Raw genomic sequence first — 23,411 nt, 5'->3', positions numbered from 1 at the left:
GTCCATAACGGGCACCCGCCCGGGGACGTCGCGGCCCGCACCCGCGCGCCCCCCTCACCGGCCTCTTGCTCATCCCCGGTCACCTTCTCCCGCCGCTCGTCCGTCCGGGTTCATCCCTTGTCGGCGGCCTCCACCTGCTGCTTGAGCTTGGCCGGGGTCATCGAGCGGTCCTCGATGATGTTCTTGCCGTTCAGCAGGACCGTCGGGGTGCCCGAGAAGCCGCCGGCCTGGAAGGCCTGGTGGGACTTGTCGACCCAGCTGTCGTGCGTGCCGTTCCTGACGCATGTCTGGAAGGCCGGGGTGTCCAGGCCGGGCACCTTGCGGGCCAGCTCGATCAGCTTGGCGTTGTCCGCGAAGGCGTCGTCCGTCTCCTTGGGCTGGTTGTCGTACAGCACGTCGTGGAAGGCGGGGAACCTGCCCGCGTCCTGGGCGCAGGCCGCGGCGTTGGCCGCGCGCAGCGAGCCGCTGCCGCCGAGGTTGCCGTCGATCAGCCGGACCAGGTGGTACTCCACCCTGAGCTTGCCTGCGGCGGTCAGTTCGTGGACGGTCGGCCGGTACGCCGCCTCGAAGGCCTGGCAGGCCGGGCAGCGGAAGTCCTCCCACACGGTGAGCGTCGACCTGGCGCTGTCCTTGCCGACCGGGATCGCGAGACTGTCCTTGCCCTGCGCGCCCGAGGGCGCCGCGACGGGGCCCGTACCGGTGCTCTTCTTCTTGCCGGAGTTCGCGGCGAGCACGCCGATCACCGTCGCCAGGGCCAGCACGCAGACCACGCTGGCGGCCACGATCAGCGTGCGGCGGCGCCGCTCCGAGGCCTTCTGCTTCTCGCGCTCGGCCGCCAGCCGCCGGCGGGCGGTGCGCTTTCCGTCATGGTTCTTCTCGCTCACACCACCAGAACGAACCGGGGAGGCGCATTGCGCCTCCCCGGTCCCAGGTCCACCCGTTCGAGTGACCGAATGTCCCGTGTTGTCCAGCTATGCCTGCCCGGGTGTCGGTCCGGCTACGCCTGTCCGCGCACTCCGCGGGCCAGCTCCCCGGCGAGCGTCCGGACCGCCTCGACACCGGCCGCGGCGTCCGGGGCGTCCAGCATCCGCTTGACGAACGCAGAGCCGACGATCACCCCGTCCGCGAACCCGGCGACCTCAGCGGCCTGGGCCGGGGTGGAGACACCCAGGCCGACGCAGACGGGCAGGCCGGTGCCGGTGGCGCGGGTGCGCTCCACCAGGGTCTGCGCCTGCGCGCCCACCGACTCGCGGGTGCCGGTGACGCCCATCAGCGAGGCGGCGTAGACGAAGCCGGAACCGGCCGCGGTGATCTCGGCCAGCCGAGCGTCCTTGCTGCTGGGCGCCACGACGAAGACGGTGGCCAGGCCGTGCTTCTCGGCGTGCTCGCGCCACAGGCCGGACTCCTGGACGGGCAGGTCGGGCAGGATGCACCCGGCGCCGCCCGCCTCGGCCAGTTCGGCGGTGAACCGCTCGACGCCGTAGCGGTCGATGGGGTTCCAGTACGTCATGACCAGGACCGGCTTGCCGGTGGCCGCGTGCGCCTCGCGGACGGTGCGCATCACGTCGGCGATCCGGACCCCGCCGCGCAGGGCGATGTCGTCGGCGGTCTGGATGACCGGCCCGTCGAGCACCGGGTCGCTGTGCGGCAGGCCCACCTCGACGACGTCGGCGCCGCCGTCGAAGACGGCCTTGATCGCCTCGATGCCGCCGTCCACGGTGGGGAAGCCCGCCGGGAGGTAGGCGATGAGTGCCGAGCGGCCCTCCGCGCGCGCGGCGGCGAGGGTGTCCGACAGAAGCTGGATGGTGCCGCTCACTTGGCGTCCCCCTCGATCTCGGCGGTGTCGGCGGCGTCGGCGGCCACCTCGGCGTCGGTGTCGTACAGGCCGAAGTAGCGGGCCGCGGTGTCCATGTCCTTGTCGCCGCGGCCGGAGAGGTTGACCACGAGCAGCCCGTCCGGACCCAGTTCGCGGCCGACCTCCAGGGCGCCGGCCAGCGCGTGGGCGCTCTCGATGGCCGGGATGATGCCCTCGGTGCGCGACAGCAGGCGCAGCGCCTGCATGGCGGCGTCGTCGGTGACGGCGCGGTACTCGCCGCGGCCCGAGTCCTTGAGGTAGGAGTGCTCGGGGCCGATGCCCGGGTAGTCCAGACCGGCGGAGATGGAGTACGGCTCGGTGATCTGGCCCTCCTCGTCCTGGAGGACGTAGGAGCGGGAACCGTGCAGGATGCCGGGCTCGCCCGCGGTCAGGGTCGCCGCGTGCTCGCCGGTCTCCACGCCGTGTCCGGCGGGTTCGCAGCCGATCAGGCGGACGCCCTCGTCGGGGATGAAGGCGTGGAAGAGGCCGATGGCGTTGGAGCCGCCGCCGACGCAGGCGACCGCGGCGTCGGGCAGCCGTCCGGCGCGTTCGAGGAGCTGGCGGCGGGCCTCGACGCCGATGACCCGGTGGAAGTCGCGGACCATGGCCGGGAACGGGTGGGGGCCGGCGACGGTGCCGAACAGGTAGTGGGTGCGGTCGACGTTGGCGACCCAGTCCCGGAACGCCTCGTTGATGGCGTCCTTCAGGGTGCGGCTGCCGGACTTCACGGCCACGACCTCGGCGCCGAGCATGCGCATCCGGGCCACGTTGAGCGCCTGGCGCCGCGTGTCGATCTCGCCCATGTAGATCGTGCAGTCGAGGCCGAACAGGGCGCAGGCGGTGGCGGTGGCGACACCGTGCTGGCCGGCTCCGGTCTCCGCGATCACGCGGGTCTTGCCCATGCGCTTGGTGAGCAGGGCCTGGCCGAGCACGTTGTTGATCTTGTGGGAGCCGGTGTGGTTGAGGTCCTCGCGCTTGAGGAACACCCGGGCGCCGCCGGCGTGCTCGGCGAAGCGGGGCACCTCGGTCAGGGCGCTGGGCCGTCCGGTGTAGTGGACGAGCAGGTCGTCCAGCTCGCGGGCGAAGGCGGGGTCGGCCTTCGCCTTGTCGTACTCGACGGCGACCTCGTCCACGGCGGCGACGAGCGCCTCCGGGATGAACTTGCCGCCGTAGGCGCCGAAGTAGCCCTCGGCACTGGGGACCTGACCCTCCGGGTCGGGGAAGAAGAAATCGCTGGGCATGCCAGAACCTCACGGTGAGTGCGTGGAAGAACACTGTTCGCCGTGGGGGCGGGGGTCTCCTCCCGGCCGCGGTCTACTCGCGGCCGCGGACCGGACGTGGTTGCTCGCGCAGTTCCCCGCGCCCCTTCAGGGACGCTGCCATCGGCGCCCGTTGACCTGCCCCGGTTCGTCACCGATGACGTACCGGACACGGCGGCCGTGCACGCGCCGCGCCGGGGCACGGCAGCCCCGGGGGCGGCAGCCGCGCGCCAGGCGGGCGTGCCGGTCGACGGTCGTCACGGTGAGAGTCATCGGGCCCAGCCTACCGGCGCCTCAGAGCTGCGAACAAAAGGGGAGCCCGGCTCGCGGCGTCCGGCACGCACGCTCGCGGCGTGCCGGACGCCGCGAGCTGATCGGACTCCCCTTCTGCTCGCAACTCTCAGCCCCGGCCGTGCCGCAGCGCCGGGTGCGTCCCGGCGGCCACCAGGTCGGCGACGGCGGTCTTCGGGTCGCGGCCGGTGACCAGCGACTCGCCGACCAGCACCGCGTCGGCGCCCGCGTTGGCGTAGGCGATCAGGTCGTGCGGGCCGCGGACGCCGGACTCGGCGACCTTGACGATGTGGTCGGGGATCTCCGGGGCGATCTGCTCGAAGGTGTCGCGGTCGACCTCGAGGGTCTTCAGGTTGCGGGCGTTGACGCCGATCACCTTGGCGCCGGCGTCGACCGCGCGTTCGACCTCTTCCTCGTCGTGGACCTCGACGAGGGGGGTGAGGCCGATGGACACGGCGCGCTCGATCAGCGACTCCAGGGCCGGCTGGTCGAGGGCGGCGACGATCAGCAGGGCGAGGTCGGCGCCGTAGGCGCGGGCCTCCCACAGCTGGTACGACGTGACGATGAAGTCCTTGCGCAGCACCGGGATGTCCACGCGGGCGCGGACGGCCTCCAGGTCGGCGAGCGAGCCGCCGAAGCGCCGCTGCTCGGTCAGGACCGAGATGACGGAGGCGCCGCCGGCCTCGTAGTCCGCGGCGAGTCCGGCCGGGTCGGCGATCGCGGCCAGCGCGCCCTTGGACGGGCTGGAGCGCTTGACCTCGCAGATCACCTTGACGCCGTCGCCGCGGAGCGCGGCCACGCCGTCCTTGGCGGCCGGCGCCTTCGCCGCGCGCTCCTTGAGCTCGTCGAGGCTGACGCGCGCCTGCCGCTCCGAAAGGTCGGCACGGACTCCGTCGATGATCTCGTCGAGCACACTCACGCGAGCGGCCCCCTTCCAGACGGTGGGATGTTCCAGCGGATCGAGCGGCCTCCGGCGGACCGCTTGAGGCGGATCGGGCGGATCAAGCGGGCGGAACCGGTGGTCACTGCGATGGTATCCGCAGGAGGGGCGAGGCCTCGCATCCGGCCGACCCCGGTCCCATTACCTGGACACACGTCCGTGGATCAAGGGTGGAGCCAGCCGCCGAAGGGCAGGTTCCGGACAACGGTGAAGGCCGCGACCAGGACGCCCAGGGTCCACAGGTGCACCGGGCGCGGTTCGATCCGCAGGGGCCGCCCGCGGATCGAGCGGACCGCCCAGAGCGTCCACAGCACGGCGAAGGCCAGGTAGCCGGCGACGGCGGGCGCGTTGTCCCGCAGGGCCGCGAGGAGGTCGCCGTGGACGAAGGCGTGGGCGCTGCGCAGTCCGCCGCAGCCGGGGCAGTACAGGCCGGTGCAGGCCAGCAGGGGGCAGGCGGGGTAGTGCCCCGGCCGGCCGGGGTCGACCGCCCCGACGTACGCGAAGGCGCCGGCGACGGCGGCCAGGACCGCGCCCGGGACGGCGAGCCGCCCGTACACGGCCCGGACGCCCCGCGCCGGCACCGCCCTGTCCTCGGGCGTGCACCTCGGGGCGGGAACGGGCAGCCGCCCGCGCGCCACCCGCTGCCTGTCAGCGTTCACGCCAGGCATTCTGCCCGCAAGGGGCCGCCCGCGCGCGGGGAGAGGCCGGCGCGGCACGCGTGAGGGGCGGCACCGGGCCGCCCCTCCACGTCGTCTCGTACGGGTCCGCCGTGGCGGTGTCAGCCCTTGGCGCCGGCCGGTGCGCCCTTGGCCGCGACCTGGTGCACCGGGTGCTCGTTCTTCTGGCCCATGCCCATGATGCGCATGATGCCGCCGACGACACCGCCGAGCAGCACGACGCCCATGCCGACCCAGAAGCCGACCGGCTGGGCCATCACCATGAAGGCGCCCGCGACCAGGAAACCGATGAAGGCGATGATGACACCGGTCCAGGCGGCCGGGGTGTGACCGTGGCTGCTGCCCGCCATGACTTGCTCCTCGTTGCTTGTACGTGTCTGAGCCGGACGCTCGGGTCCATTGTCCCGTACGCGTGCGCGGGACGTGAGCGGGGGTGGCGCCTCGCGTACCCGTTTCATCACAACGGGAAGCGGACTTGGCCGGGCGGCGGTCAGGCCGGGCCGGCGCCGGTCGGGTCCTCGCCGCGGTCCAGGGCCTTCCAGAGGTCCTCGGGGCGGTCGGGGTCGAGGGGCTTGGCCGCGCGGGGGCGGGGCGCCCCGGAACGCTCGTAGCGGCCGGACATGGCGGGCCACAGGCGGCCGTAGCGCAGGGCCAGCAGCCCGGCCAGCAGGAGCAGCACCCCGCCTGCCGCGGCGACGTAGGGCCAGGCGGTGTGGCTGAGCGAGGCGGCGGTGGCGGCCGTGACGCCGGAGGTCTGCGCGGCCTTCTCGTCGAGCACCCCGCCGTCGGAGGCGCCGGAGAGGGCGGCGGCGACGGTGCCCGCGCCGGAGAGCGCGAGGAGGGCGGCGACCAGCAGCCGGCCGGAGCGGCGCACGGCGAAGACGGCGACGAGCGCGGCCAGGCCCACTATGGCGAGCGCCGCGGGCACGCCCGTGACCTCGCTGCCCTTGGCGGTCAGGGGGAAGACGCCGCCGGCGACCGTCGTGGTGCCCTCCGCCCAGCGCTGCCGGGAGGCCAGCAGCGCCACGGCCGCGCCGAGCGCCCCGCACAGCAGGGCGACGGCGAGGCTGCGGCGGCCGGAGCGGGCGGACGCGGCGGCTTCGGTACGGGGGTGAGGAACAGCAGTCACGTACTCCACTATCGCGTGGAGCCGGGGCGAACCGTCACCCGGGGTTCCGTGAGATGCACCCCATCGGCCCGCCCCGCTCCGGCGCAGCCGCCCTACGGCGCCAGCCGGTTGGCGGTGTGCACCGCCCGCAGCACCGCGGCGGCCTTGTTGCGGCACTCGGTGTCCTCGGCCACCGGGTCGGAGTCCGCGACGATCCCGGCGCCCGCCTGGACGTAGGCCGTGCCCTCGCGCAGCAGGGCGGTGCGGATGGCGATGGCGGTGTCGGAGTCGCCCGCGAAGTCGAGGTATCCGACGCAGCCGCCGTACAACCCGCGCCGAGACGGCTCGAGTTCGTCGATGATCTGCATCGCGCGGGGCTTGGGCGCGCCGGAGAGGGTGCCCGCCGGGAAACAGGCGGTGAGCACGTCGAAGGCGGTGCGGCCGGCGGCGACCCGTCCGGTCACCGTCGAGACGATGTGCATGACGTGCGAGTACCGCTCGATGGACATGAAGTCGACGACCTCGACGGAGCCGGGCTCGCAGACCCGGCCGAGGTCGTTGCGGCCGAGGTCGACGAGCATCAGGTGCTCGGCGCGCTCCTTGGGGTCGGCGAGGAGTTCGTCGGCGAGGGCCTGGTCCTGCTGCGGGGTGGCGCCGCGGGGCCGGGTGCCGGCGATGGGGTGGACCATGGCCCGCCCGTCCTCGACCTTCACCAGGGCCTCGGGCGAGGAGCCGACGACGTCGAAGCCGTCGAAGCGGAACAGGTACATGTACGGCGAGGGGTTGGTGGCCCGCAGCACCCGGTAGACGTCCAGCGCGCTCGCCGTGCACGGTGTCTCGAAGCGCTGGGAGGGGACGACCTGGAAGGCCTCGCCCGCGCGGATGCGCTCCTTGACGTCCTCGACGGCCGCCCGGAAGTCGGCACCGCCCCACAGGGCGGTGTACTCGGGCAGTTCGGAGGGCGGCAGGGCGGCCGGGGGCTGGGCGACGGGCCGGGACAGGTCGGCCTCCATCGCGTCCAGCCGGGCGACGGCGTCGGCGTGGGCCTCGTCGACGCCGGTGTCGAGGTCGTTGTGGTTGATCGCGTTGGCGATCAGCAGCACCGTGCCGTCCCAGTGGTCGAGGACGGCGAGGTCGGAGGTGAGCAGCATGGTCAGCTCGGGGAGCTTCAGGTCGTCCCGTTCGCCGGGGCCGATCTTCTCCAGGCGGCGCACGACGTCGTAGCCGAGGTAGCCGACCATGCCGCCGGTGAAGGGCGGCAGGCCCAGGTCGTGGGCGAGGTCGCGCGGGGTGTGCAGGGCCTCGACGGTGGCCCGCAGCGCGGCGAGCGGGTCGCCCTCGACGGGGACGCCGACCGGCGGGGTGCCCAGCCAGTGGGTGCGGCCGTCCTTCTCGGTGAGGGTGGCCGAGCTGCGGACGCCGACGAAGGAGTAGCGGGACCAGGAGCGGCCGTTCTCCGCGGACTCCAGCAGGAAGGTGCCGGGGCGCTCGGCGGCGAGCTTGCGGTAGAGCGCGACGGGGGTGTCGCCGTCGGCGAGGAGCTTGCGGGTGACCGGGACGACGCGGCGGTCGCCGGCCAGTTTGCGGAAGGTCTCGAGGTCCATGGCGGCCGACCTTACTGATCCGCGGCGGGTGCGCCGGAATCGGCGGCGGTCCGGGCGGCGCCGCCGTCCTCCAGCAGGACGTCGGCGTCGAAGCAGGTGCGGTCGCCGGTGTGGCAGGCGGCGCCGACCTGGTCGACCTTGACCAGCACGGTGTCCGCGTCGCAGTCGAGCGCGACGGACTTGACCCGTTGGAAGTGGCCGGAGGTGTCGCCCTTGACCCAGTACTCCCGGCGGCTGCGCGACCAGTAGGTGCAGCGGCCGGTGGTCAGGGTGCGGTGCAGCGCCTCCTCGTCCATCCAGCCGAGCATGAGCACCTCGCCGGTGTCGTACTGCTGGGCGATGGCGGGGACGAGCCCGTCGGCGCCGCGCTTGAGGCGGGCGGCGATCTCCGGGTCGAGGCTGCTGGGCCGGGGGGTGCCGGGCGTGCTGGTCATGGGTGCCATTGTGCCGCGCGCGGCCGGTGGCCAGGGCCGGCCGTCCAGTGGGCGGACCCGGCCCGGAGTCGTAGGCTGAGCCCATGTCGACCTTTGCCAAGCGTGAACGGCTCCTGCTCGCCGACCTCTTGGAGACCGCCGGCCCGGACGCGCCCACCCTCTGCGAGGGCTGGCGCACCCGTGACCTCGCCGCGCACGTGGTGGTGCGCGAGCGGCGCCCGGACGCGGCGGGGGGTGCGCTGATCAAGCCGCTGGCGTCCCGGCTGGAGAAGGTTCTGGAGGAGTACGCGGCGAAGCCGTACGAGGAGCTGATCCAGCTGATCAGGACCGGCCCGCCGCGGTTCTCACCCTTCCAGCTCAAGCAGGTCGACGAAGCGGCCAACACCGTCGAGTTCTACGTGCACGCGGAGGACGTGCGGCGGGCCCAGCCGGACTGGTCGCCGCGCGAACTCGACCCGGTCTTCCAGGAGGCCCTGTGGTCGCGCCTGGAGCGCACCGCCCGGCTGCTGGGCCGGGGCATCCCGACGGGCCTGGTGCTGCGCCGCCCGAACGGTGAGACGGCCGTCGCCCACCGCGGCACGCCCGTGGTCACGGCGACCGGCGAACCGGCGGAGCTGCTGCTGTTCGCCTTCGGCCGGCAGAGCGCGGCCCGGGTGGAGCTGGAGGGCGAGCAGGACGCCGTCGCGAAGGTGTCGGAGACCAAGCAGCTGGGGTTCTGAACCCCGGGCGGGAGCGGGGCGGCAGGCGCCTGCCGCGACCGGGGGGACCGGCCGGGAAGAGGGCCGGTCCCTGCCCCCGGGCGGGGCGCGGGGTGGCACCGGTCTTGAGGGGGCGGCGTGGCGCGGGGCCGGGGCTCCGGGGCGAGGGCTCCGCGGAGGCGGGGGCCGGGAGCGTCAGGGGAGTTCGGCGCGGCGCAGGTCGGGGACGCCCAGGACGACGAGTCCCGCCAGACCGCTCACCGCGGCGCAGACCGCGAACACCGGCCCGGTCCCCCACAGGGCGACGGCCCCGCCGACCAGCGGGAAGGTGAGGGGCGCGACGCCGAAGCTCACCAGGGTGGAGACCGAGGTCACCCGGCCGATGTAGGCGGCGCCGGCCCGGACCTGGACCAGTGCCCCGCACAGCGCTCCGGCGAGACCGGCGCTCACGCCGATGAGCACCGCCACGCCGGCCGCGGCGGGCACGGACGGCACCTGGGCGAGGGCGGCGACGGCGACGGCGGACAGCAGGCCGGCGGCCGCGGCCACCGCCGCGGCATGCGGCACCCGGCCCCGCCAGGTGAGCAGCAGCGAGGCCGCGCCGGCGCCGGCGCCGAACCCGGCCAGCACCCAGCCCATGCCCGCCGAGCCCCAGTCGCGCTGCTGGGCGAGGAGGGTGAGCCCGAGGTTCATCGGCCCGACGAAGCCGAGGTCGCTGAGGGCGATGGCGACGACGAGGGGACGCAGTACGGGGTCCTGCCGGATGTGCCGCAGACCGTCCCGCAGCTCGGTCAGGACCGCACGTCCGCCGGGCCCGTCGGCGGGGTCCGGCCGTCCGACGCGGACGGTCAGCAGGAGCGGCAGGGACAGGCCGACCAGGAGGGCGGCCAGGCCGAACGCGCCCGCGGTGCCGCCCACGGCGACGCCGAGGCCGCCGAGGGGGCCGCCGAGGACGTTGGCGAGCCGGGTGGCCAGGCCGCGCATGCCCTGGACCCTGGCGAGCTGGGAGCGGTCGGCCATCCGCGCGGGCAGGGCGCCCGCGGCCGGCAGGAAGACGGCGTCGACGACCCCGAAGAGCACGGCGACCGCGCCCAGCACCCACAGACCGGGGCTGGTCACGAGCAGCAGGACGGCCGCGGTCAGGACGAGGGCGCCGCGCGCGGCGGTGCTGCCCAGGACGACACGGCGCGGCCCGTAGCGGTCGGCGACCACTCCCCCGCCCAGCATCAGCAGGGCGCGCGGCAGCGCACCGGCCGCGGTGACGAGCCCGGCCTGCGCGGGGGTGCCGGCCTGGACGGCCGCCCAGGACAGGGCGATGTAGTAGACGTTGTCCCCGACCGCGGACGAGGCGTAGCCGCCGAGCCAGCGCAGGACGTTGGGGTCACGGTGGGCCGGTCTGCGGCGCAGGCCTGCCGCAGGCGCGAGTGTGCTGGTCACGGCGGTACGTCCTCTCGGGGCGCGAGGTCGGGCGCCGGCCGCCGGGGGGGCCGGGCGCGGTCTAAGAGCTGCGAACAAAAGTGGGTTCCGATCAGCGGGCGGTGTCCGGTGCGTGCGATCGCAAGGCGCCGGAAGGTCCTTGTAGCGGAGCTGTCAGGGCCTTCCGGCAACGCGGCGAGGGCGCGTGCCGGGCGCCGCCCGCCGGGGCCCACTTCTGTTCGCAGCTCTAAGCCGTCAGGTGCGGAACGGGAAGCCGTAGGTGTGGACCGCCACGTTCTCGCGGTTCTCCGTGTCGCCCGCGGCGGTGGCCGCGCGCCCGCGCTCCTCGTACTCGCGTACGAGGTCGTACATGCGCTTGGACAGCTCGGTCAGTTCGTCCGGGGTGAGCTTGAGCAGCCATTCGGAGGTGTCGGACGCCTTCGTCCACACCTCGGGCCAGTGCGCGCGCTCGTCCAGGAAGCGCCGGTACAGGTCGGCGCGCTGTTCGAAGAAGAGGCGGCTGGCGGCGGTGTGCGCGGCGGCTTTCTCGGGGGCGTCGGAGAAGTCCTCGTCGTGGATGCTGACGCCGTCGCTGGCGGGCTGCCACCAGCGTTCCCTGCCGTCCGTGGTCTGCGGCTCGGCCTCCTCGATGAGCCCGTGCTCGGCCAGCTTGCGCAGGTGGTAGCTGACGAGGGAGACGGCCTCGTCGACCTGTTCGGCGAGCTGGGAGGCGGTCGCGGTGCGGGCGACGGTCAGCGCCCGGTACAGATTCATCCGCAGGGGGTGGGCGATCGCCTTGAGCGTGCCCAGGTCCTTGATCCGGCGGTCTCGTTCCCTGTCCGACATGCCTCCACGCTAGACGCGCAAGAAAAATTGCACAACTTTTTTTGCGCAACTCTTCTTGTGCAGTTGCTCCTGCGCCGTCTTCCCCGCGTCCGCGCGCACGAGAAGGCCCCGGCCGCCCGCAGGCGGCCGGGGCCCTGCCGAACCGGTCGGGCGGCCGTCGTCACCGCACCGGGTGCCCGGCCCCCCGCAGCGTCTCCTTGACCTGGCCGATGCGCAGATCACCGAAGTGGAACACCGAGGCCGCGAGCACGGCGTCCGCACCCGCCGCGATCGCCGGCGGGAAGTGGGCGAGCCGCCCGGCACCGCCCGAAGCGATCACCGGAACGGTGACGTGCTTGCGGACGGCGGCGATCATCTCCAGGTCGTAGCCGTCCTTCGTACCGTCGGCGTCCATGGAGTTCAGCAGGATCTCCCCCGCGCCCAGCTCGGCGGCCCGGTGTGCCCACTCCACCGCGTCGATGCCGGTGCCGCGGCGCCCGCCGTGGGTGGTCACCTCGAAGGACCCGGCCGCGGTGCGGCGCGCGTCGACCGACAGGACCAGCACCTGGCGGCCGAACCGCTCGGCGATCTCCCGGATGAGGTCCGGGCGGGCGATGGCGGCCGTGTTGACGCCCACCTTGTCGGCGCCCGCCCGCAGCAGCCGGTCCACGTCCTCGGCGGTGCGCACGCCGCCGCCGACCGTGAGCGGGATGAACACCTGCTCGGCGGTGCGGCGCACCACGTCGTACGTCGTCTCGCGGTCGCCCGAGGACGCGGTGATGTCCAGGAACGTCAGCTCGTCGGCGCCCTCGGCGTCGTACACCTTGGCCATCTCGACGGGGTCGCCCGCGTCGCGCAGGTTCTGGAAGTTGACGCCCTTGACGACCCGGCCGTTGTCCACGTCCAGGCAGGGGATCACTCGGACCGCCAGGGTCATGAATCGGGCTCCTTCGATGTTCCTCTGAATGCTTCGACTTCCACCGACACCAGGACGCGCGGATCGACGAAGCCCTCCACGACGAGCAGGGTCGACGCCGGCCGCACCGAGCCGAACAGCTCCTTGTGGGCGCGGCCCACGTCGTCCACGTCCCGGGCGTGGCTGAGATACATGCGCGTGAGGACCACCGACTCGGGGCCGAGCCCGAACTCGCCGATCGCCTCGAGTGCGCTGGTGAAGGCGACCTTCGCCTGTTCGTACGGGTCGCCCTCGCCGTAGAGCACGTCGCCCCGGAAGGCGGTGGTGCCCGCCACCAGGACGCGGTCACCCGCCGCGACGGCCCGTGCGAACCCGAACGTCTCTTCCCAGGGAACTCCGCTCTGCACGCGCCGTACGGCATCGGACGTCATGACGACACTTCCTCCAGGGCCTCTTCGAGCGTGAACGCCTTCGCGTACAGGGCCTTCCCGACGATGGCGCCCTCGACACCGAGCGGCACCAGAGAGGCGAGCGCGCGCAGGTCGGCGAGCGAGGAGACGCCGCCGGAGGCGACCACCGGGCGGTCGGTCGCCGCGCAGACGTTCTTCAGCAGCTCCAGGTTGGGACCCTGCAGGGTGCCGTCCTTGGCGATGTCGGTGACGACGTAGCGGGCGCAGCCCTCCTTGTCCAGGCGGGCCAGCGTCTCGTAGAGGTCGCCGCCGTCGCGGGTCCAGCCGCGCCCGCGCAGGGTGGTGCCGCGTACGTCCAGGCCGACGGCGATCTTGTCGCCGTGCTCGGCGATGACCTTGGCGACCCACTCGGGGGTCTCCAGGGCGGCGGTGCCGAGGTTGACGCGGGTGCAGCCGGTGGCGAGGGCGGCGGCGAGGGTGTCGTCGTCGCGGATGCCGCCGGACAGTTCGACCTTGATGTCCATGGCGCGGGCGACCTCGGCGATCAGCTCGCGGTTGTCGCCGGTGCCGAAGGCGGCGTCGAGGTCGACCAGGTGCAGCCACTCGGCGCCGGAGCGCTGCCAGGCGAGGGCGGCCTCCAGCGGAGAGCCGTAGGAGGTCTCGGTCCCGGACTCGCCGTGGACGAGGCGGACGGCCTGGCCGTCGCGGACGTCGACGGCGGGCAGGAGTTCGAGCTTCGAAGCCATCACAGGGTTCCGATCCAGTTGTTCAGCAGCTGCGCTCCGGCGTCGCCGGACTTCTCGGGGTGGAACTGGGTGGCCCACAGGGCGCCGTTCTCCACGGCGGCCACGAACGGCTTGCCGTGGGTGGCCCAGGTGACCTTGGGGGCGTGCATCGCCGGGTTGTGCGCCTCCAGCTGCCAGTCCTGGACGGCGTAGGAGTGCACGAAGTAGAAGCGGGCGCCGGCGTCGAGGCCGGCGAACAGCTCGGAGCCGGCCGGTGCCTCGACGGTGTTCCAGCCCATGTGCGGGACGACGTCGGCCTCCAGCGGCGCGACCGTGCCCGGCCACTCGTCCAGGCCCTCGGCCTCGACACCGTGCTCGATACCGCGGGCGAAGAGGATCTGCATGCCCACGCAGATGCCCATGACCGGGCGCCCGCCGGACAGCCGGCGGTCGATGATCCAGTCGCCGCGGGCCTCCTTCAGGCCGCGCATGCAGGCGGCGAAGGCGCCGACGCCGGGCACGAGCAGGCCGTCGGCGTTCATCGCCGCGTCGAAGTCACGGGTGATCTCGACGTCGGCGCCGGTGCGGGCGAGCGCCCGCTCGGCGGAGCGGACGTTGCCGAAGCCGTAGTCGAAGACGACGACCTTCTTGGCGGCGGGACCGGTCAATTCCACACCTCCAGCCGCAGGACGCCGGTGAAGATGCACATCGCGGCGCCGATGGACAGCAGCACGATCAGGCTGGTGGGCATCTTCTGCTTGACGAAGGAGTAGACACCGCCGCCCAGGAAGAGGCCGAGGACGATCAGGATGGTGGAGAAACTGTTCATGGCGGTTACAGAGCGCCCTTCGTCGAGGGCAGGATGCCGGCCGCGCGCGGATCGCGTTCGCTGGCGTAGCGCAGGGCGCGGGCCAGCGCCTTGAACTGGCACTCCACGATGTGGTGGGCGTTGCGCCCGTAGGGCACGTGCACGTGCAGGGCGACCTGGGCCTGGGCCACGAAGGACTCCAGGATGTGCCGGGTCATCGTGGTGTCGTACTCGCCGATCATCGGCGCCATGTTCTCGGGCTCGGTGTGCACGAGGTAGGGGCGGCCGGAGAGGTCGACGGTGACCTGGGCGAGGGACTCGTCCAGCGGAACCGTGCAGTTGCCGAAGCGGTAGATGCCCACCTTGTCGCCGAGGGCCTGCCTGAAGGCGGCGCCGAGCGCGAGGGCGGTGTCCTCGATGGTGTGGTGGGAGTCGATGTGCAGGTCGCCGTCGGTCTTCACGGTCAGGTCGAACAGCCCGTGCCGGCCGAGCTGGTCGAGCATGTGGTCGTAGAAGCCGACGCCGGTGGCGATGTCGGTCTTCCCGGTGCCGTCGAGGTCGATCTCGACCAGGACGGAGGTCTCCTTGGTGGTGCGCTCCACGCGCCCGACGCGGTTCATCCGCTCTGCTCCTGTTCCTTCTTGAGATCGCGTACCGCATCGAGGAACGCGTCGTTCTCCGCCGGGGTCCCGGCCGTCACCCGCAGCCGTCCCGGTACGCCGTTGTCCCGGACCAGGACGCCCCGGTCGAGGATCTTCCGCCAGGCGGTGTGGGAGTCGGCGAACCGCCCGAACTGGACGAAGTTGGCGTCCGACTCGGTGACGTCGTAGCCGAGCGCCCGCAGTTCGGCGACCAGCCGGTCGCGTTCGCCCTTCAGCTGCTCGACGTACTTCAGCAGCGTGTCGGTGTGCTCCAGCGCGGCCAGCGCCGTGACCTGGGTGATCGCCGAGAGGTGGTACGGCAGCCGGACCAGCTGCAGGGCGTCGACGACGGCCGGGTCCGCGGCCAGGTAGCCGAGGCGCAGCCCGGCGGCGCCGAACGCCTTGGACATGGTGCGGGAGACGACCAGGTGCGGCCGGCCCTCCAGGAGCCGCAGCAGCGAGCTGCCGTGGCTGAACTCCACGTACGCCTCGTCGACGACCACCATGGACGGCTTCGCCGCCTGCGCGGCGTCGTACAGCGCGACGACCGTCTCGGGGGCGACCGCGTTGCCGGTGGGGTTGTTGGGGGTGGTGATGAAGACGACGTCGGGCCGGTGCTCGGCGATCGCCCGCCGGGCGGCGGCGGGGTCGACGGTGAAGTCCTCGCGGCGCGGACCGGAGATCCAGCCGGTCCCGGTGCCGCGCGCGATGAGCGCGTGCATCGAGTACGACGGCTCGAAGCCGATCGCGGTGCGGCCGGGGCCGCCGAAGGCCTGCAGGAGCTGCTGGATGACCTCGTTGGAGCCGTTGGCCGCCCAGACGTTCTCGGTGGCCACCCGGTGGCCGCCGGTGCGGGTCAGGTACCGGGCCAGTTCGGTGCGCAGCTCGACCGCGTCCCGGTCCGGGTAGCGGTTGAGGTGGCGGGCGGCCTCCCGCACCCGCTCCGCGATCCGCTCGACGAGCGGTTCGGGCAGCGGGTAGGGGTTCTCGTTGGTGTTCAGCCGTACGGGGACGTCCAGCTGGGGGGCGCCGTAGGGGGACTTGCCGCGCAGCTCGTCCCGTACGGGAAGATCGTCGATCCTCACGTCGCTCACTTGCTCTCGGGTACCTTCCAGCCGAACCTGGCCTTGACCGCCGCTCCGTGCGCGGGCAGGTCCTCCGCCTCCGCCAGCGTCACCACGTGGTGGGCGACCTCGGCGAGGGCGTCGCGGGTGTAGTCGACGATGTGGATGCCGCGCAGGAAGGACTGCACGGACAGGCCCGAGGAGTGGCAGGCGCAGCCGCCGGTGGGCAGCACGTGGTTGGAGCCGGCCGCGTAGTCGCCGAGGGAGACGGGCGCCCAGGGGCCGATGAAGACCGCGCCGGCGTTGCGCACGCGGTCGGCGACGGCGGCGGCGTCGGCCGTCTGGATCTCCAGGTGCTCGGCGCCGTAGGCGTCGACCACCTTCAGGCCCTCCTCCAGGCCGTCGACCAGGACGATCGCGGACTGCCGGCCGGCGAGCGCCGGGCGGATGCGGTCCTCGACGTGCTTGGTGGCCGCGACCTGGGGCTCCAGTTCCTTCTCCACGGCGTCCGCGAGGTCGGCGGAGTCGGTGACCAGGACGGCGGCGGCCAGCGGGTCGTGCTCGGCCTGGCTGATCAGGTCGGAGGCGACGTGCACCGGGTCGGCGGTGGCGTCGGCGAGGACGGCGATCTCGGTCGGGCCCGCCTCGGCGTCGATGCCGATCCGGCCGGTGAAGTAGCGCTTGGCGGCGGCGACCCAGATGTTGCCGGGGCCGGTGACCATGTTCGCGGGCGGGCAGGACTCGGTGCCGTAGGCGAACATCGCGACGGCGGTGGCGCCGCCCGCGGCGTACACCTCGTCGACGCCGAGCAGGGCGCAGGCGGCGAGGATCGTGGGGTGCGGCAGGCCACCGAAGTCCGCCTGGGCGGGCGAGGCGAGCGCGATCGACCCGACGCCGGCCTCCTGGGCGGGTACGGCGTTCATGATCACGGAGGACGGGTAGACCGACCGGCCGCCGGGCGCGTAGAGCCCCACGCGCTCGACCGGGACCCACTTCTCGGTGACCGAGCCGCCGGGGACGACCTGGGTGGTGTGCGTGGTGCGGCGCTGGGCGCGGTGGACGAGGCGGGCCCGGCGGATGGACTCCTCCAGGGCGGCGCGCACGGCCGGGTCCAGCTGCTCCAGGGCGTCCTTGATCGCCTGGGCCGGAACGCGTACCGATTCCAGTCGGACCCCGTCGAACTTCTCGGCGAAGTCGATCAGTGCCGCGTCGCCACGATGATGCACGGCCTCGCAGATCGGACGCACCTTCTCCAGGGCGGCCGTGACGTCGAAGTCGGCTCGGGGCAGCAGGTCACGCAGGGCGGGGCCCTCGGGGAGGGCGTCGCCGCGCAGATCGATTCGGGAGATCACGTCTCCAATTCTCTCAGACCGCGCTCGGGCACCGTCCGCCCGTATCAATGGCTGATACAGAACCTGGGAGCGCACGGTTCCGGCCTTCCGGCACAAGTCGGAAGATCAGCTTCACATTCCGCGTTCAGACCGTCACACAACGGGCATCACCGGTTGTACAAAACGACAGAACTGGCGGGTAGCTGGGAAAGAAGGGAACAACCGTGACCGAGGGGACCGGCAGGCGCGCCGGGGACCTGCCGGACGACCTGACCGATGTCGAGGCCGGGATGTGGCAGGCCTTCCGCGACGGCAGCGTGTACGACCTGCGCAGCGGGGACGCTGCGGTGGACGATCCGCACGGGCCGAGCCCCTGGGGGCCGGGGCGGAGCGTCCGCGCGCGGGTGGTCTGCTGGCTGCTGCTGGACGGGCCGCCCGCGCTCGCCGGGCGGGTGTCGTCCCTGAAGCTGACCGGGCTGCGGATCACGGGCACCCTGGACCTCGCCGGGGGCACGGTGGTCCCCTACGTGGAGCTGAAGGGCTGCCGCTTCGAGAACGACGTGCTGCTGCCGGAGGCCCGGTTCACGACCGTGCGCCTGGTGGACTGCGCGGTGCCGCGCCTGGAGGCCGCCCGGGTGCACACCGAGGGCGACCTGCACCTGCCCCGGTGCCGGTTCCTGGCGGGGGTGCGGCTCACCGACGCCCGGATCGGCACGGACCTGCTGCTCAACCAGGCGAACGTGCACCACGACCGCACGGGGCGCTCGATCGCCGCCGACGGGCTGACCGTCGGCCAGGACCTCCAGGCCGAGCTGCTGCGGGCGCACGGCGAGATCAGCCTGCGCAGCGCCAAGATCGGCGCCTCGCTGAGCCTGCGCGGCGCGCAGGTCACCAGCCCGTACACGCGTTTCGCGCTGAACGCGCCCCAGCTGACCGTCGGCCGCACGCTCTATCTGACCCCGGCCGCCCTGGGCTCGCCGCTGCTGAGCGGGGTGACCCCCGCGCGCGGGACGCGGATCCAGCCCTTCGAGTGCCAGGGCGGGCTGCGGCTGGACGACGGGCGCTTCGGGGAGGCGGTGGACCTGGAAGGCGCCCGGTTCGCCTTCACCGACGAGCAGGCGCTGACCCTGCGCCGGGTGCAGGCGCCGGAGCTGCGTTTCCTCGGCGAGCGTCCGCCGCGCGGCCAGGTGGTGCTCTCCGGTGCGCGGATCGCCACCCTCGTCGACCGGGCGGCGGGCTGGCCCGGGCCCGGCTGTCTGCACATGGGCGGCTTCGTCTACGAGAACCTGGTGCCGCGCGGCCCGTTCCCGCTGGCCGAGCGCCTGGACTGGGTGGCGGCGGCGACCGCCGAGTTCAACCCGGAGCCGTACGAGCGGCTGGCGGCGGTGCTGCGCGAGGCGGGTGAGGACGAGGACGCGCGCGAGGTGCTGCTCGCCAAGCACCGCCGCCGCCGCGAGACCCTGCCGCCCGCGGCCAAGCTGTGGGGGTACGTGCAGGACGGGGCCGTCGCCTACGGGTACCGGCCGGGCCGGGCGGCGGTGTGGATGGCGGTGCTGTGGGCGGCCGGATCGCTCGCCTTCGCGCACGCCGGCCGCCCCGAGCCCGGCCCCGGCGCCCACCAGCAGTGGAACCCCGCCCTGTACGCCCTCGACCTGCTGCTGCCGGTCGTCGACTTCGGGCAGGCCAGCCAGTGGCAGCTGGACGGTCCCTGGCAGTGGGTCGCGGCGGCGATGGTGCTGCTGGGCTGGACCCTGGCCACCACCGTGGCGGCGGGCGCGACCCGCATGCTGCGCCGCAGCTGAGCCCGGCCCGCGGCACGGCCGCGCCGACGCGGCGGAACCGGCACCACGGAGTCCGCACGGCGGCACGACCGGGCCCGCGCGGCGGACGGATCACGCGCGGCGGGCCGATCACGCCGGACACACGTGCCGGGCCGATCACGCCGGACACACGTGCCGGGCCGATCACGCCGGACGCACGTGCCGCGTCCGAACAATTGTTGAACAGTCACCTTTTTACTGGACCTTGACCGGTCGCCGTACAACTTTCTCCCGCTTGCCCCGGCCCTCTGGCGCCGCTTCGACCTGCGGACTTTCAATGGTCGGCACCATGGCTCTGCTGCCCCCCTTCATCCGCCCCACCCGGATGGCCAGAACCCCGGCCGGCGCCGCCGCGCGCCCCCTGCCCGGGCTGCCCGCCGACGACGAGGTGCTCCTCGACGCGCCCGACGACCGGCTGGGCCCGGCCCTGGTCGCCGCCGCCCGGGACGACTGGGGGGCCGCCGCACGGCTCCTCGCCGGCACCCGGGAACGGGCCGAGTGGGAAGACCGCGACCGGTACGCGCACCGCCTGGCCGCGTTCGCGCGCTCCCGCGGCGCATGGCTGGACGCCTGGCGCGCCGCCGCCCCAGGCGACCCGGACGCGCTGCTGCTCACCGCCCAGCTCGCCGTGGACCGCGCCTGGCCCTCCCCGGCCAGGGCCGAACTGCTGCGCGAGGTCAGCCCCCTCATCACGGCCGCCGCCCGCGCCGACGACCGCGACCCGGTGCCCTGGCGCGTCGCACTGGACCACGCCCGCGGCAGCCGCGCCGGACACCGCTACTTCGAGGAGCTGTGGGAGGCCGCGGTGCGCCGCGCCCCGCACCACCACGGCTGCCACGTGGCCGCCCTGCGGTACCTGGCCGACTCCTGCCGCGTCCCGACGCAGGACACGCACGGCCCGCACGGCCCTCGCGCCCCGCACACCCCGGGCGCCCGGCACGACTCGCTGCGCGCCTGTTTCGACTTCGCCGACCGGGCGGCCCAGGACGCCCCCTCGGACGCCCTCGTGCAGGGCCTGCCGGTGCGGGCCGCCTTCGCCTGCCTGGCCGAGGACGGGCCCGGGGAGGAGCGGGCCGGGGTGGAGCGGGCCCGGCTGGACGCCGCCGCCGACCGGGCGATCGCGCTGTCCGCCCGGTGCCCGGCGGCGACCCCCCGGTACGCGGAGCTGCGCAACCTGCTGACGTACGTCCTGGTCCGGCTGGGCCGCCACCGGGACGCGCTGGCCCAGCTGCGGCTGATCGGCCCGTACGCCACCTCCTACCCCTGGGACCGGGTGTCCGACGACCCGCTCGGGCTGTTCCTGGAACTGCGCGCCGACGTCCGCTCCGTACGGCTCGGCCCCGTCCCGGGCACCCCGGACTCCGGAGAAACCGGGCGCGGCCGACATGCCGGGACGCGCGGCCATTAGGCTTTTGCGCCGTGACCACCGTCCGGCTCCCGCTCTTCCCCCTGAACTCGGTGCTCTTCCCGGGACTGGTGCTGCCTCTGAACGTGTTCGAGGAGCGCTACCGCGCCATGCTGCGCGCCCTGCTGAAGACGCCCGAGGACGAACCGCGCCGGTTCGCCGTCGTGGCGATCCGTGACGGCCACGAGGTGGCCCCGACGGCTCCGGGCCTGCCCGACCCGACCGCGCTGCCCGAACTCGGCCCGGCGGCCGGCTTCGGCCCCGACCCCGGCCGGGCGTTCCACGGGGTGGGCTGCGTGGCGGACGCGGCGACGATACGGGAGCGGGCGGACGGGACCTTCGAGGTGCTGGCGACCGGCACCACCCGGGTGCGGCTGCTGTCGGTGGACGCCTCCGGGCCGTTCCTCACCGCGGAGCTGGAGGAGCTGCCCGAGGAACCGGGCGACGAGGCGGGCACGCTGGCCCAGGGGGTGCTGCGGTCCTTCCGGCAGTACCAGAAACGGCTGGCCGGCGCGCGGGAGCGGTCGCTGACCGGCGCGGAACTGCCGGACGAGCCGAGCGTGGTGTCGTACCTCGTGGCCGCCGCGATGGTGCTGGACACCCCGACGAAGCAGCGGCTGCTCCAGGCTCCGGACACCTCCTCGCGGCTGCGCGACGAACTGCGGCTGCTGCGCTCGGAGACGGCGATCATCCGCAGCCTGCCCTCGTTGCCGTCCCCGGACCTGACACGGGGGCCCACCAGCTTCAACTGAGGCGGCGCGGGACGGACGGGCGAGCAGGCGAACGACGAGCGCAGGGAGAGATCGGGGCCGCATGGCGAAGAAGACGAAGAAGCAGCAGCAGTCCGGGGGGACCCCCGCCACGGTGGCCCTGACCGCGGCGGGCGTGCGCCACGCCGTCCACTCCTACGAGCACGACCCGGCCCACCCCTCCTACGGCGAGGAGGCGGCCGAGGCGATGGGCGTCTCGCCGGAACGGGTGTTCAAGACGCTGGTCGCGGACGTCGACGGCGCCCTGACGGTGGCCGTCGTGCCGGTGGCGGGCTCCCTCGACCTGAAGGCCCTGGCGTCGGCGGTCGGCGGCAAGCGCGCGGCAATGGCGGACCCCGCCCTGGCCGAGCGCACCACGGGCTACGTCCGCGGCGGCATCAGCCCGCTGGGCCAGCGCAAGAAGCTCCCCACCGTCCTGGACGCCTCGGCGACGGACCACGCCACGATCTGCGTCTCGGCGGGCCGCAGAGGCCTGGAGGTCGAACTCTCCCCCGCCGACCTGGCCCGCCTGACCAGCGCGGTACTGGCCCCCATCGGCCGAGCCTGACGCCCTGGGGCCGCTTCCCACCTCCCGCTTCCCGCTTCCCGTTCCCGCCGGGCCGGTGCCCCGGCGGGCGGCGTGCCCCCGGCCCCGAGCCTCGGCCGCCCGGCCCAGGCCGCCGAGCGTCCGGCGCGCTTCGGCGGACCGGCGCCCCGGGGCCGGCCCGGGCCCGTGAGCCCCGGCCGTTCGGTTACGCCGGCGAGGGGCCCTCGTGGGACTCCTGGGTGTACGGGTCCGGGTCGCGGGGCCCGAAGAGGGCCGTCACCGCCAGGTGGACCACCAGGGCGGCCAGCGGCCACGCCAGCAGCGCGCCCTTGGCGCCCAGCCGGAGCGGGGCCGGGAAGGTCCTGCCCTCGCCCACGGACCTGGCGTGCGCGACGACGTCCTGCTGGGGGCCGAGCCACACGCCGAGCCGCCAGGCCAGCAGCGAGCCGAGGAGCGCGCCCACGCACAGGGCCACCACCAGGGGCACTCCCCCGCGCCGGCGCAGCAGGAAGACGACCGCCGCGCTCAGCACCCCGAAGCCGACGGCCAGCAGCGTGAACGTTCCGTCGACGCCGATCGCCTGCTCGCCCTCGGTGTCCTTGAGGTAGACGACCCAGCTGTTCCCGGTGACGTTCCCGACCAGGGGGACCCGCGGCGCCAGCCACAGCCACAGGAGCCCCAGCAGGACACCGCCGAGCGCCACGGCGACCGTGACCACGGCGGCCTCCCGGAATTCGGTCCTCATCCCGGGGCCGTCCTGTCCGTACACCGAACCCTCCGTCCCACCGCCGCCGGCGGATGCCTGCCAGGGCTGTCCCGGCGCGCTTCCGGCGGGCGGCTGCGCCGGGGGCTGCGCGGACCCGGCGGGCCGGTCGGGCCCGGACGCCTGGTCGGGCTCGGACGGCTGGGCGGGCTCGGACGGCTGGGCGGGCCGCCGGTTCGGCGGCGTAGGGGGAGTCAACGGAGCGGTCACCCTGTCATCGTGCCAGGTGACTCCACCGGCCGCGTCACCGGACGGCCGCCCGGCGGTAGGCCCAGGTGGCCACGGCCAGCGAGACCACCCCGACCCCGGCGCAGACCGCCATGTCGATCCCCACCCACGCCCAGTCGGGACGGCCCGCGAAGCTGCGGGCGTAGGCCTCCACGCCGTAGGTCGAGGGCAGCAGGTCGCGCGCGAGGCGGATGATCTCCGGCATCCGCTCGGGCGGCAGCACCCCGAGCAGCAGCGCGGCCGACATGCCCAACTGGCCCAGCAGCGTGGCGAGTTCCGGCCGGGGGGCGAGCAGCCCGCAGGCGGCACCCAGTCCGGAGAGGGCCGCGCCCGCGAGCGGGATCACCGCCACGAGCACCCACAGGTTGCCCAGCGGCAGCCCGAACAGCACGCAGCCGAAGACCGCGGTCACGAGTGTTCCGGGCACCGTGAAGGAGGCGTACGCCGCCGCTGCGCCCAGCACCACGGCCGCGGGCGGCACGGGCAGCGTCGCGTAGTGGTCGAGCCCGCCGCTGGACCGCAGCTGGCCGAAGTACTGCGCGAGCAGGTTGAGGGCGACGTAGGCGACGACGACGATCGACGCGCCGGCCACCACGGACTCGGCCTCGCCGCCGCCGCTGACCACGCCCCGCATCATGATCATGATGCCGACGGACTGGAAGGTCGCCACGAACAGCAGCGGGATACGCGCCACCCGCGCCCGGGACAGCTGGGCCCGGTACACGGCCGCCAGGGACGGCCACAGCCGCGCCCGCGGCCCGAGTGCGGCGACCGCCGGCCGTGCGGGGCCGGTGTCCTGCGCGGCCGTCGCGCCGGCCAGCACGTCGGCGGGTACGACACTCACGTCGAACTGCTCCTCTGCTCCACTGCCTGCCCCAGGCCCTGTCCACGACGTAG

Annotated in this window: 27 protein-coding genes; 5 read left to right on the top strand and 22 right to left on the bottom strand. The window is 74.0% G+C overall.

Translation table 11 applies throughout. From position 1 onward, the window contains the following. Positions 1 to 110: 110 nt before the first annotated feature. The 10 genes from AC6I72_RS23695 to hisI form a co-directional block, all read right to left on the bottom strand. Positions 111 to 884, bottom strand: a complete 774-nt coding sequence (locus AC6I72_RS23695) for a DsbA family protein (protein ID WP_498003216.1) — start codon at positions 882 to 884, stop codon at positions 111 to 113. Between the two features lie 113 nt (positions 885 to 997). Beyond that, positions 998 to 1,816 carry a tryptophan synthase subunit alpha gene (gene trpA / locus AC6I72_RS23690; RefSeq protein ID WP_037863598.1) on the bottom strand — a complete coding sequence of 273 codons (819 nt, stop codon included), beginning with the start codon at positions 1,814 to 1,816 and terminating at the stop codon, positions 998 to 1,000. Further along, complete coding sequence (gene trpB / locus AC6I72_RS23685; RefSeq protein ID WP_498003215.1) at positions 1,813 to 3,096, bottom strand: tryptophan synthase subunit beta; 1,284 nt, start codon at positions 3,094 to 3,096, stop codon at positions 1,813 to 1,815. Before trpB ends, trpA begins: the two co-directional genes overlap by 4 nt. Positions 3,097 to 3,222: 126 nt before the next feature. Further along, entirely contained in the window at positions 3,223 to 3,387 is a 165-nt protein-coding gene (gene trpM, locus AC6I72_RS23680; protein ID WP_199811710.1) for a tryptophan biosynthesis modulator TrpM, read from the bottom strand. A 127-nt stretch (positions 3,388 to 3,514) separates the two neighbouring features. Continuing rightward, on the bottom strand, positions 3,515 to 4,324 hold the full coding sequence (trpC, locus tag AC6I72_RS23675; RefSeq protein ID WP_366723456.1) for an indole-3-glycerol phosphate synthase TrpC: 810 nt from the start codon (positions 4,322 to 4,324) through the stop codon (positions 3,515 to 3,517). 185 nt (positions 4,325 to 4,509) lie between these two features. Next, positions 4,510 to 5,013, bottom strand: coding sequence for a DUF2752 domain-containing protein (locus AC6I72_RS23670; RefSeq protein WP_498003214.1), 504 nt, complete (start codon positions 5,011 to 5,013; stop codon positions 4,510 to 4,512). A gap of 110 nt (positions 5,014 to 5,123) precedes the next feature. Further along, positions 5,124 to 5,372 (bottom strand): HGxxPAAW family protein, encoded by a 249-nt coding sequence (locus AC6I72_RS23665; RefSeq protein ID WP_037863604.1) that lies wholly within the window; start codon positions 5,370 to 5,372, stop codon positions 5,124 to 5,126. A gap of 140 nt (positions 5,373 to 5,512) precedes the next feature. Then, positions 5,513 to 6,160 carry a TIGR02234 family membrane protein gene (locus AC6I72_RS23660; protein WP_498003213.1) on the bottom strand — a complete coding sequence of 216 codons (648 nt, stop codon included), beginning with the start codon at positions 6,158 to 6,160 and terminating at the stop codon, positions 5,513 to 5,515. Positions 6,161 to 6,243: 83 nt separating this feature from the next. Beyond that, on the bottom strand, positions 6,244 to 7,734 hold the full coding sequence (locus tag AC6I72_RS23655) for an anthranilate synthase component I (protein ID WP_498003212.1): 1,491 nt from the start codon (positions 7,732 to 7,734) through the stop codon (positions 6,244 to 6,246). Positions 7,735 to 7,745: 11 nt separating this feature from the next. After that, entirely contained in the window at positions 7,746 to 8,168 is a 423-nt protein-coding gene (gene hisI, locus AC6I72_RS23650) for a phosphoribosyl-AMP cyclohydrolase (RefSeq protein ID WP_498003211.1), read from the bottom strand. A gap of 83 nt (positions 8,169 to 8,251) precedes the next feature. Between hisI and AC6I72_RS23645 the strand changes: the two genes are divergently transcribed. Further along, positions 8,252 to 8,887 (top strand): TIGR03085 family metal-binding protein, encoded by a 636-nt coding sequence (locus AC6I72_RS23645; RefSeq protein WP_498003210.1) that lies wholly within the window; start codon positions 8,252 to 8,254, stop codon positions 8,885 to 8,887. A gap of 174 nt (positions 8,888 to 9,061) precedes the next feature. Here the strand turns inward: AC6I72_RS23645 and AC6I72_RS23640 are convergent, their stop codons facing one another. The 10 genes from AC6I72_RS23640 to hisD form a co-directional block, all read right to left on the bottom strand. Beyond that, on the bottom strand, positions 9,062 to 10,303 hold the full coding sequence (locus AC6I72_RS23640) for an MFS transporter (protein ID WP_498003209.1): 1,242 nt from the start codon (positions 10,301 to 10,303) through the stop codon (positions 9,062 to 9,064). 234 nt (positions 10,304 to 10,537) lie between these two features. After that, on the bottom strand, positions 10,538 to 11,128 hold the full coding sequence (locus AC6I72_RS23635; protein ID WP_498003208.1) for an ArsR/SmtB family transcription factor: 591 nt from the start codon (positions 11,126 to 11,128) through the stop codon (positions 10,538 to 10,540). A gap of 160 nt (positions 11,129 to 11,288) precedes the next feature. Continuing rightward, on the bottom strand, positions 11,289 to 12,044 hold the full coding sequence (gene hisF / locus AC6I72_RS23630) for an imidazole glycerol phosphate synthase subunit HisF (protein WP_498003207.1): 756 nt from the start codon (positions 12,042 to 12,044) through the stop codon (positions 11,289 to 11,291). Next, positions 12,041 to 12,454: a RidA family protein gene (locus AC6I72_RS23625; protein ID WP_498003206.1), complete on the bottom strand. Its 414-nt coding sequence runs from the start codon at positions 12,452 to 12,454 to the stop codon at positions 12,041 to 12,043. Before AC6I72_RS23625 ends, hisF begins: the two co-directional genes overlap by 4 nt. Next, a complete protein-coding gene (priA, locus tag AC6I72_RS23620; protein ID WP_498003205.1) occupies positions 12,451 to 13,179 on the bottom strand; it encodes a bifunctional 1-(5-phosphoribosyl)-5-((5-phosphoribosylamino)methylideneamino)imidazole-4-carboxamide isomerase/phosphoribosylanthranilate isomerase PriA in 729 nt (242 codons plus the stop codon). The genes AC6I72_RS23625 and priA overlap by 4 nt, the downstream gene beginning before the upstream one ends. Then, positions 13,179 to 13,826 (bottom strand): imidazole glycerol phosphate synthase subunit HisH, encoded by a 648-nt coding sequence (hisH, locus tag AC6I72_RS23615; protein ID WP_498003204.1) that lies wholly within the window; start codon positions 13,824 to 13,826, stop codon positions 13,179 to 13,181. Before hisH ends, priA begins: the two co-directional genes overlap by 1 nt. Continuing rightward, the gene (locus AC6I72_RS23610; protein ID WP_037863634.1) at positions 13,823 to 13,987 is read right to left on the bottom strand and encodes a CG2302 family histidine operon protein; all 165 of its coding nucleotides are present in this window, start codon (positions 13,985 to 13,987) and stop codon (positions 13,823 to 13,825) included. The genes hisH and AC6I72_RS23610 overlap by 4 nt, the downstream gene beginning before the upstream one ends. Positions 13,988 to 13,992: 5 nt before the next feature. Then, complete coding sequence (gene hisB / locus AC6I72_RS23605) at positions 13,993 to 14,586, bottom strand: imidazoleglycerol-phosphate dehydratase HisB (RefSeq protein ID WP_037863635.1); 594 nt, start codon at positions 14,584 to 14,586, stop codon at positions 13,993 to 13,995. Next, positions 14,583 to 15,701 (bottom strand): histidinol-phosphate transaminase, encoded by a 1,119-nt coding sequence (locus AC6I72_RS23600; RefSeq protein WP_498003203.1) that lies wholly within the window; start codon positions 15,699 to 15,701, stop codon positions 14,583 to 14,585. The genes hisB and AC6I72_RS23600 overlap by 4 nt, the downstream gene beginning before the upstream one ends. Then, positions 15,698 to 17,023, bottom strand: coding sequence for a histidinol dehydrogenase (hisD, locus tag AC6I72_RS23595; protein ID WP_498003202.1), 1,326 nt, complete (start codon positions 17,021 to 17,023; stop codon positions 15,698 to 15,700). Before hisD ends, AC6I72_RS23600 begins: the two co-directional genes overlap by 4 nt. Before the next feature lie 203 nt (positions 17,024 to 17,226). Between hisD and AC6I72_RS23590 the strand changes: the two genes are divergently transcribed. From AC6I72_RS23590 to ybaK, 4 genes are all read left to right on the top strand, one after another. After that, positions 17,227 to 18,804, top strand: a complete 1,578-nt coding sequence (locus tag AC6I72_RS23590) for an oxidoreductase (RefSeq protein ID WP_498003201.1) — start codon at positions 17,227 to 17,229, stop codon at positions 18,802 to 18,804. A gap of 295 nt (positions 18,805 to 19,099) precedes the next feature. Further along, positions 19,100 to 20,230 (top strand): hypothetical protein, encoded by a 1,131-nt coding sequence (locus tag AC6I72_RS23585; protein ID WP_498003200.1) that lies wholly within the window; start codon positions 19,100 to 19,102, stop codon positions 20,228 to 20,230. Positions 20,231 to 20,241: 11 nt separating this feature from the next. Further along, entirely contained in the window at positions 20,242 to 20,979 is a 738-nt protein-coding gene (locus tag AC6I72_RS23580; protein WP_498003199.1) for an LON peptidase substrate-binding domain-containing protein, read from the top strand. Positions 20,980 to 21,040: 61 nt separating this feature from the next. Beyond that, positions 21,041 to 21,544 carry a Cys-tRNA(Pro) deacylase gene (ybaK, locus tag AC6I72_RS23575; RefSeq protein WP_498003198.1) on the top strand — a complete coding sequence of 168 codons (504 nt, stop codon included), beginning with the start codon at positions 21,041 to 21,043 and terminating at the stop codon, positions 21,542 to 21,544. 184 nt (positions 21,545 to 21,728) lie between these two features. On the opposite strand, the gene AC6I72_RS23570 is transcribed toward ybaK, so the two are convergent. Both AC6I72_RS23570 and AC6I72_RS23565 read right to left on the bottom strand, forming a co-directional pair. Continuing rightward, positions 21,729 to 22,496 carry a hypothetical protein gene (locus AC6I72_RS23570; RefSeq protein ID WP_498003197.1) on the bottom strand — a complete coding sequence of 256 codons (768 nt, stop codon included), beginning with the start codon at positions 22,494 to 22,496 and terminating at the stop codon, positions 21,729 to 21,731. 34 nt (positions 22,497 to 22,530) lie between these two features. Then, positions 22,531 to 23,358, bottom strand: a complete 828-nt coding sequence (locus tag AC6I72_RS23565) for an ABC transporter permease (RefSeq protein WP_498003196.1) — start codon at positions 23,356 to 23,358, stop codon at positions 22,531 to 22,533. Positions 23,359 to 23,411 lie beyond the last annotated feature (53 nt).

The organism is Streptomyces sp. Xyl84 (assembly GCF_059731885.1).
This window is presented reverse-complemented; position numbering and strand designations above follow the sequence as displayed.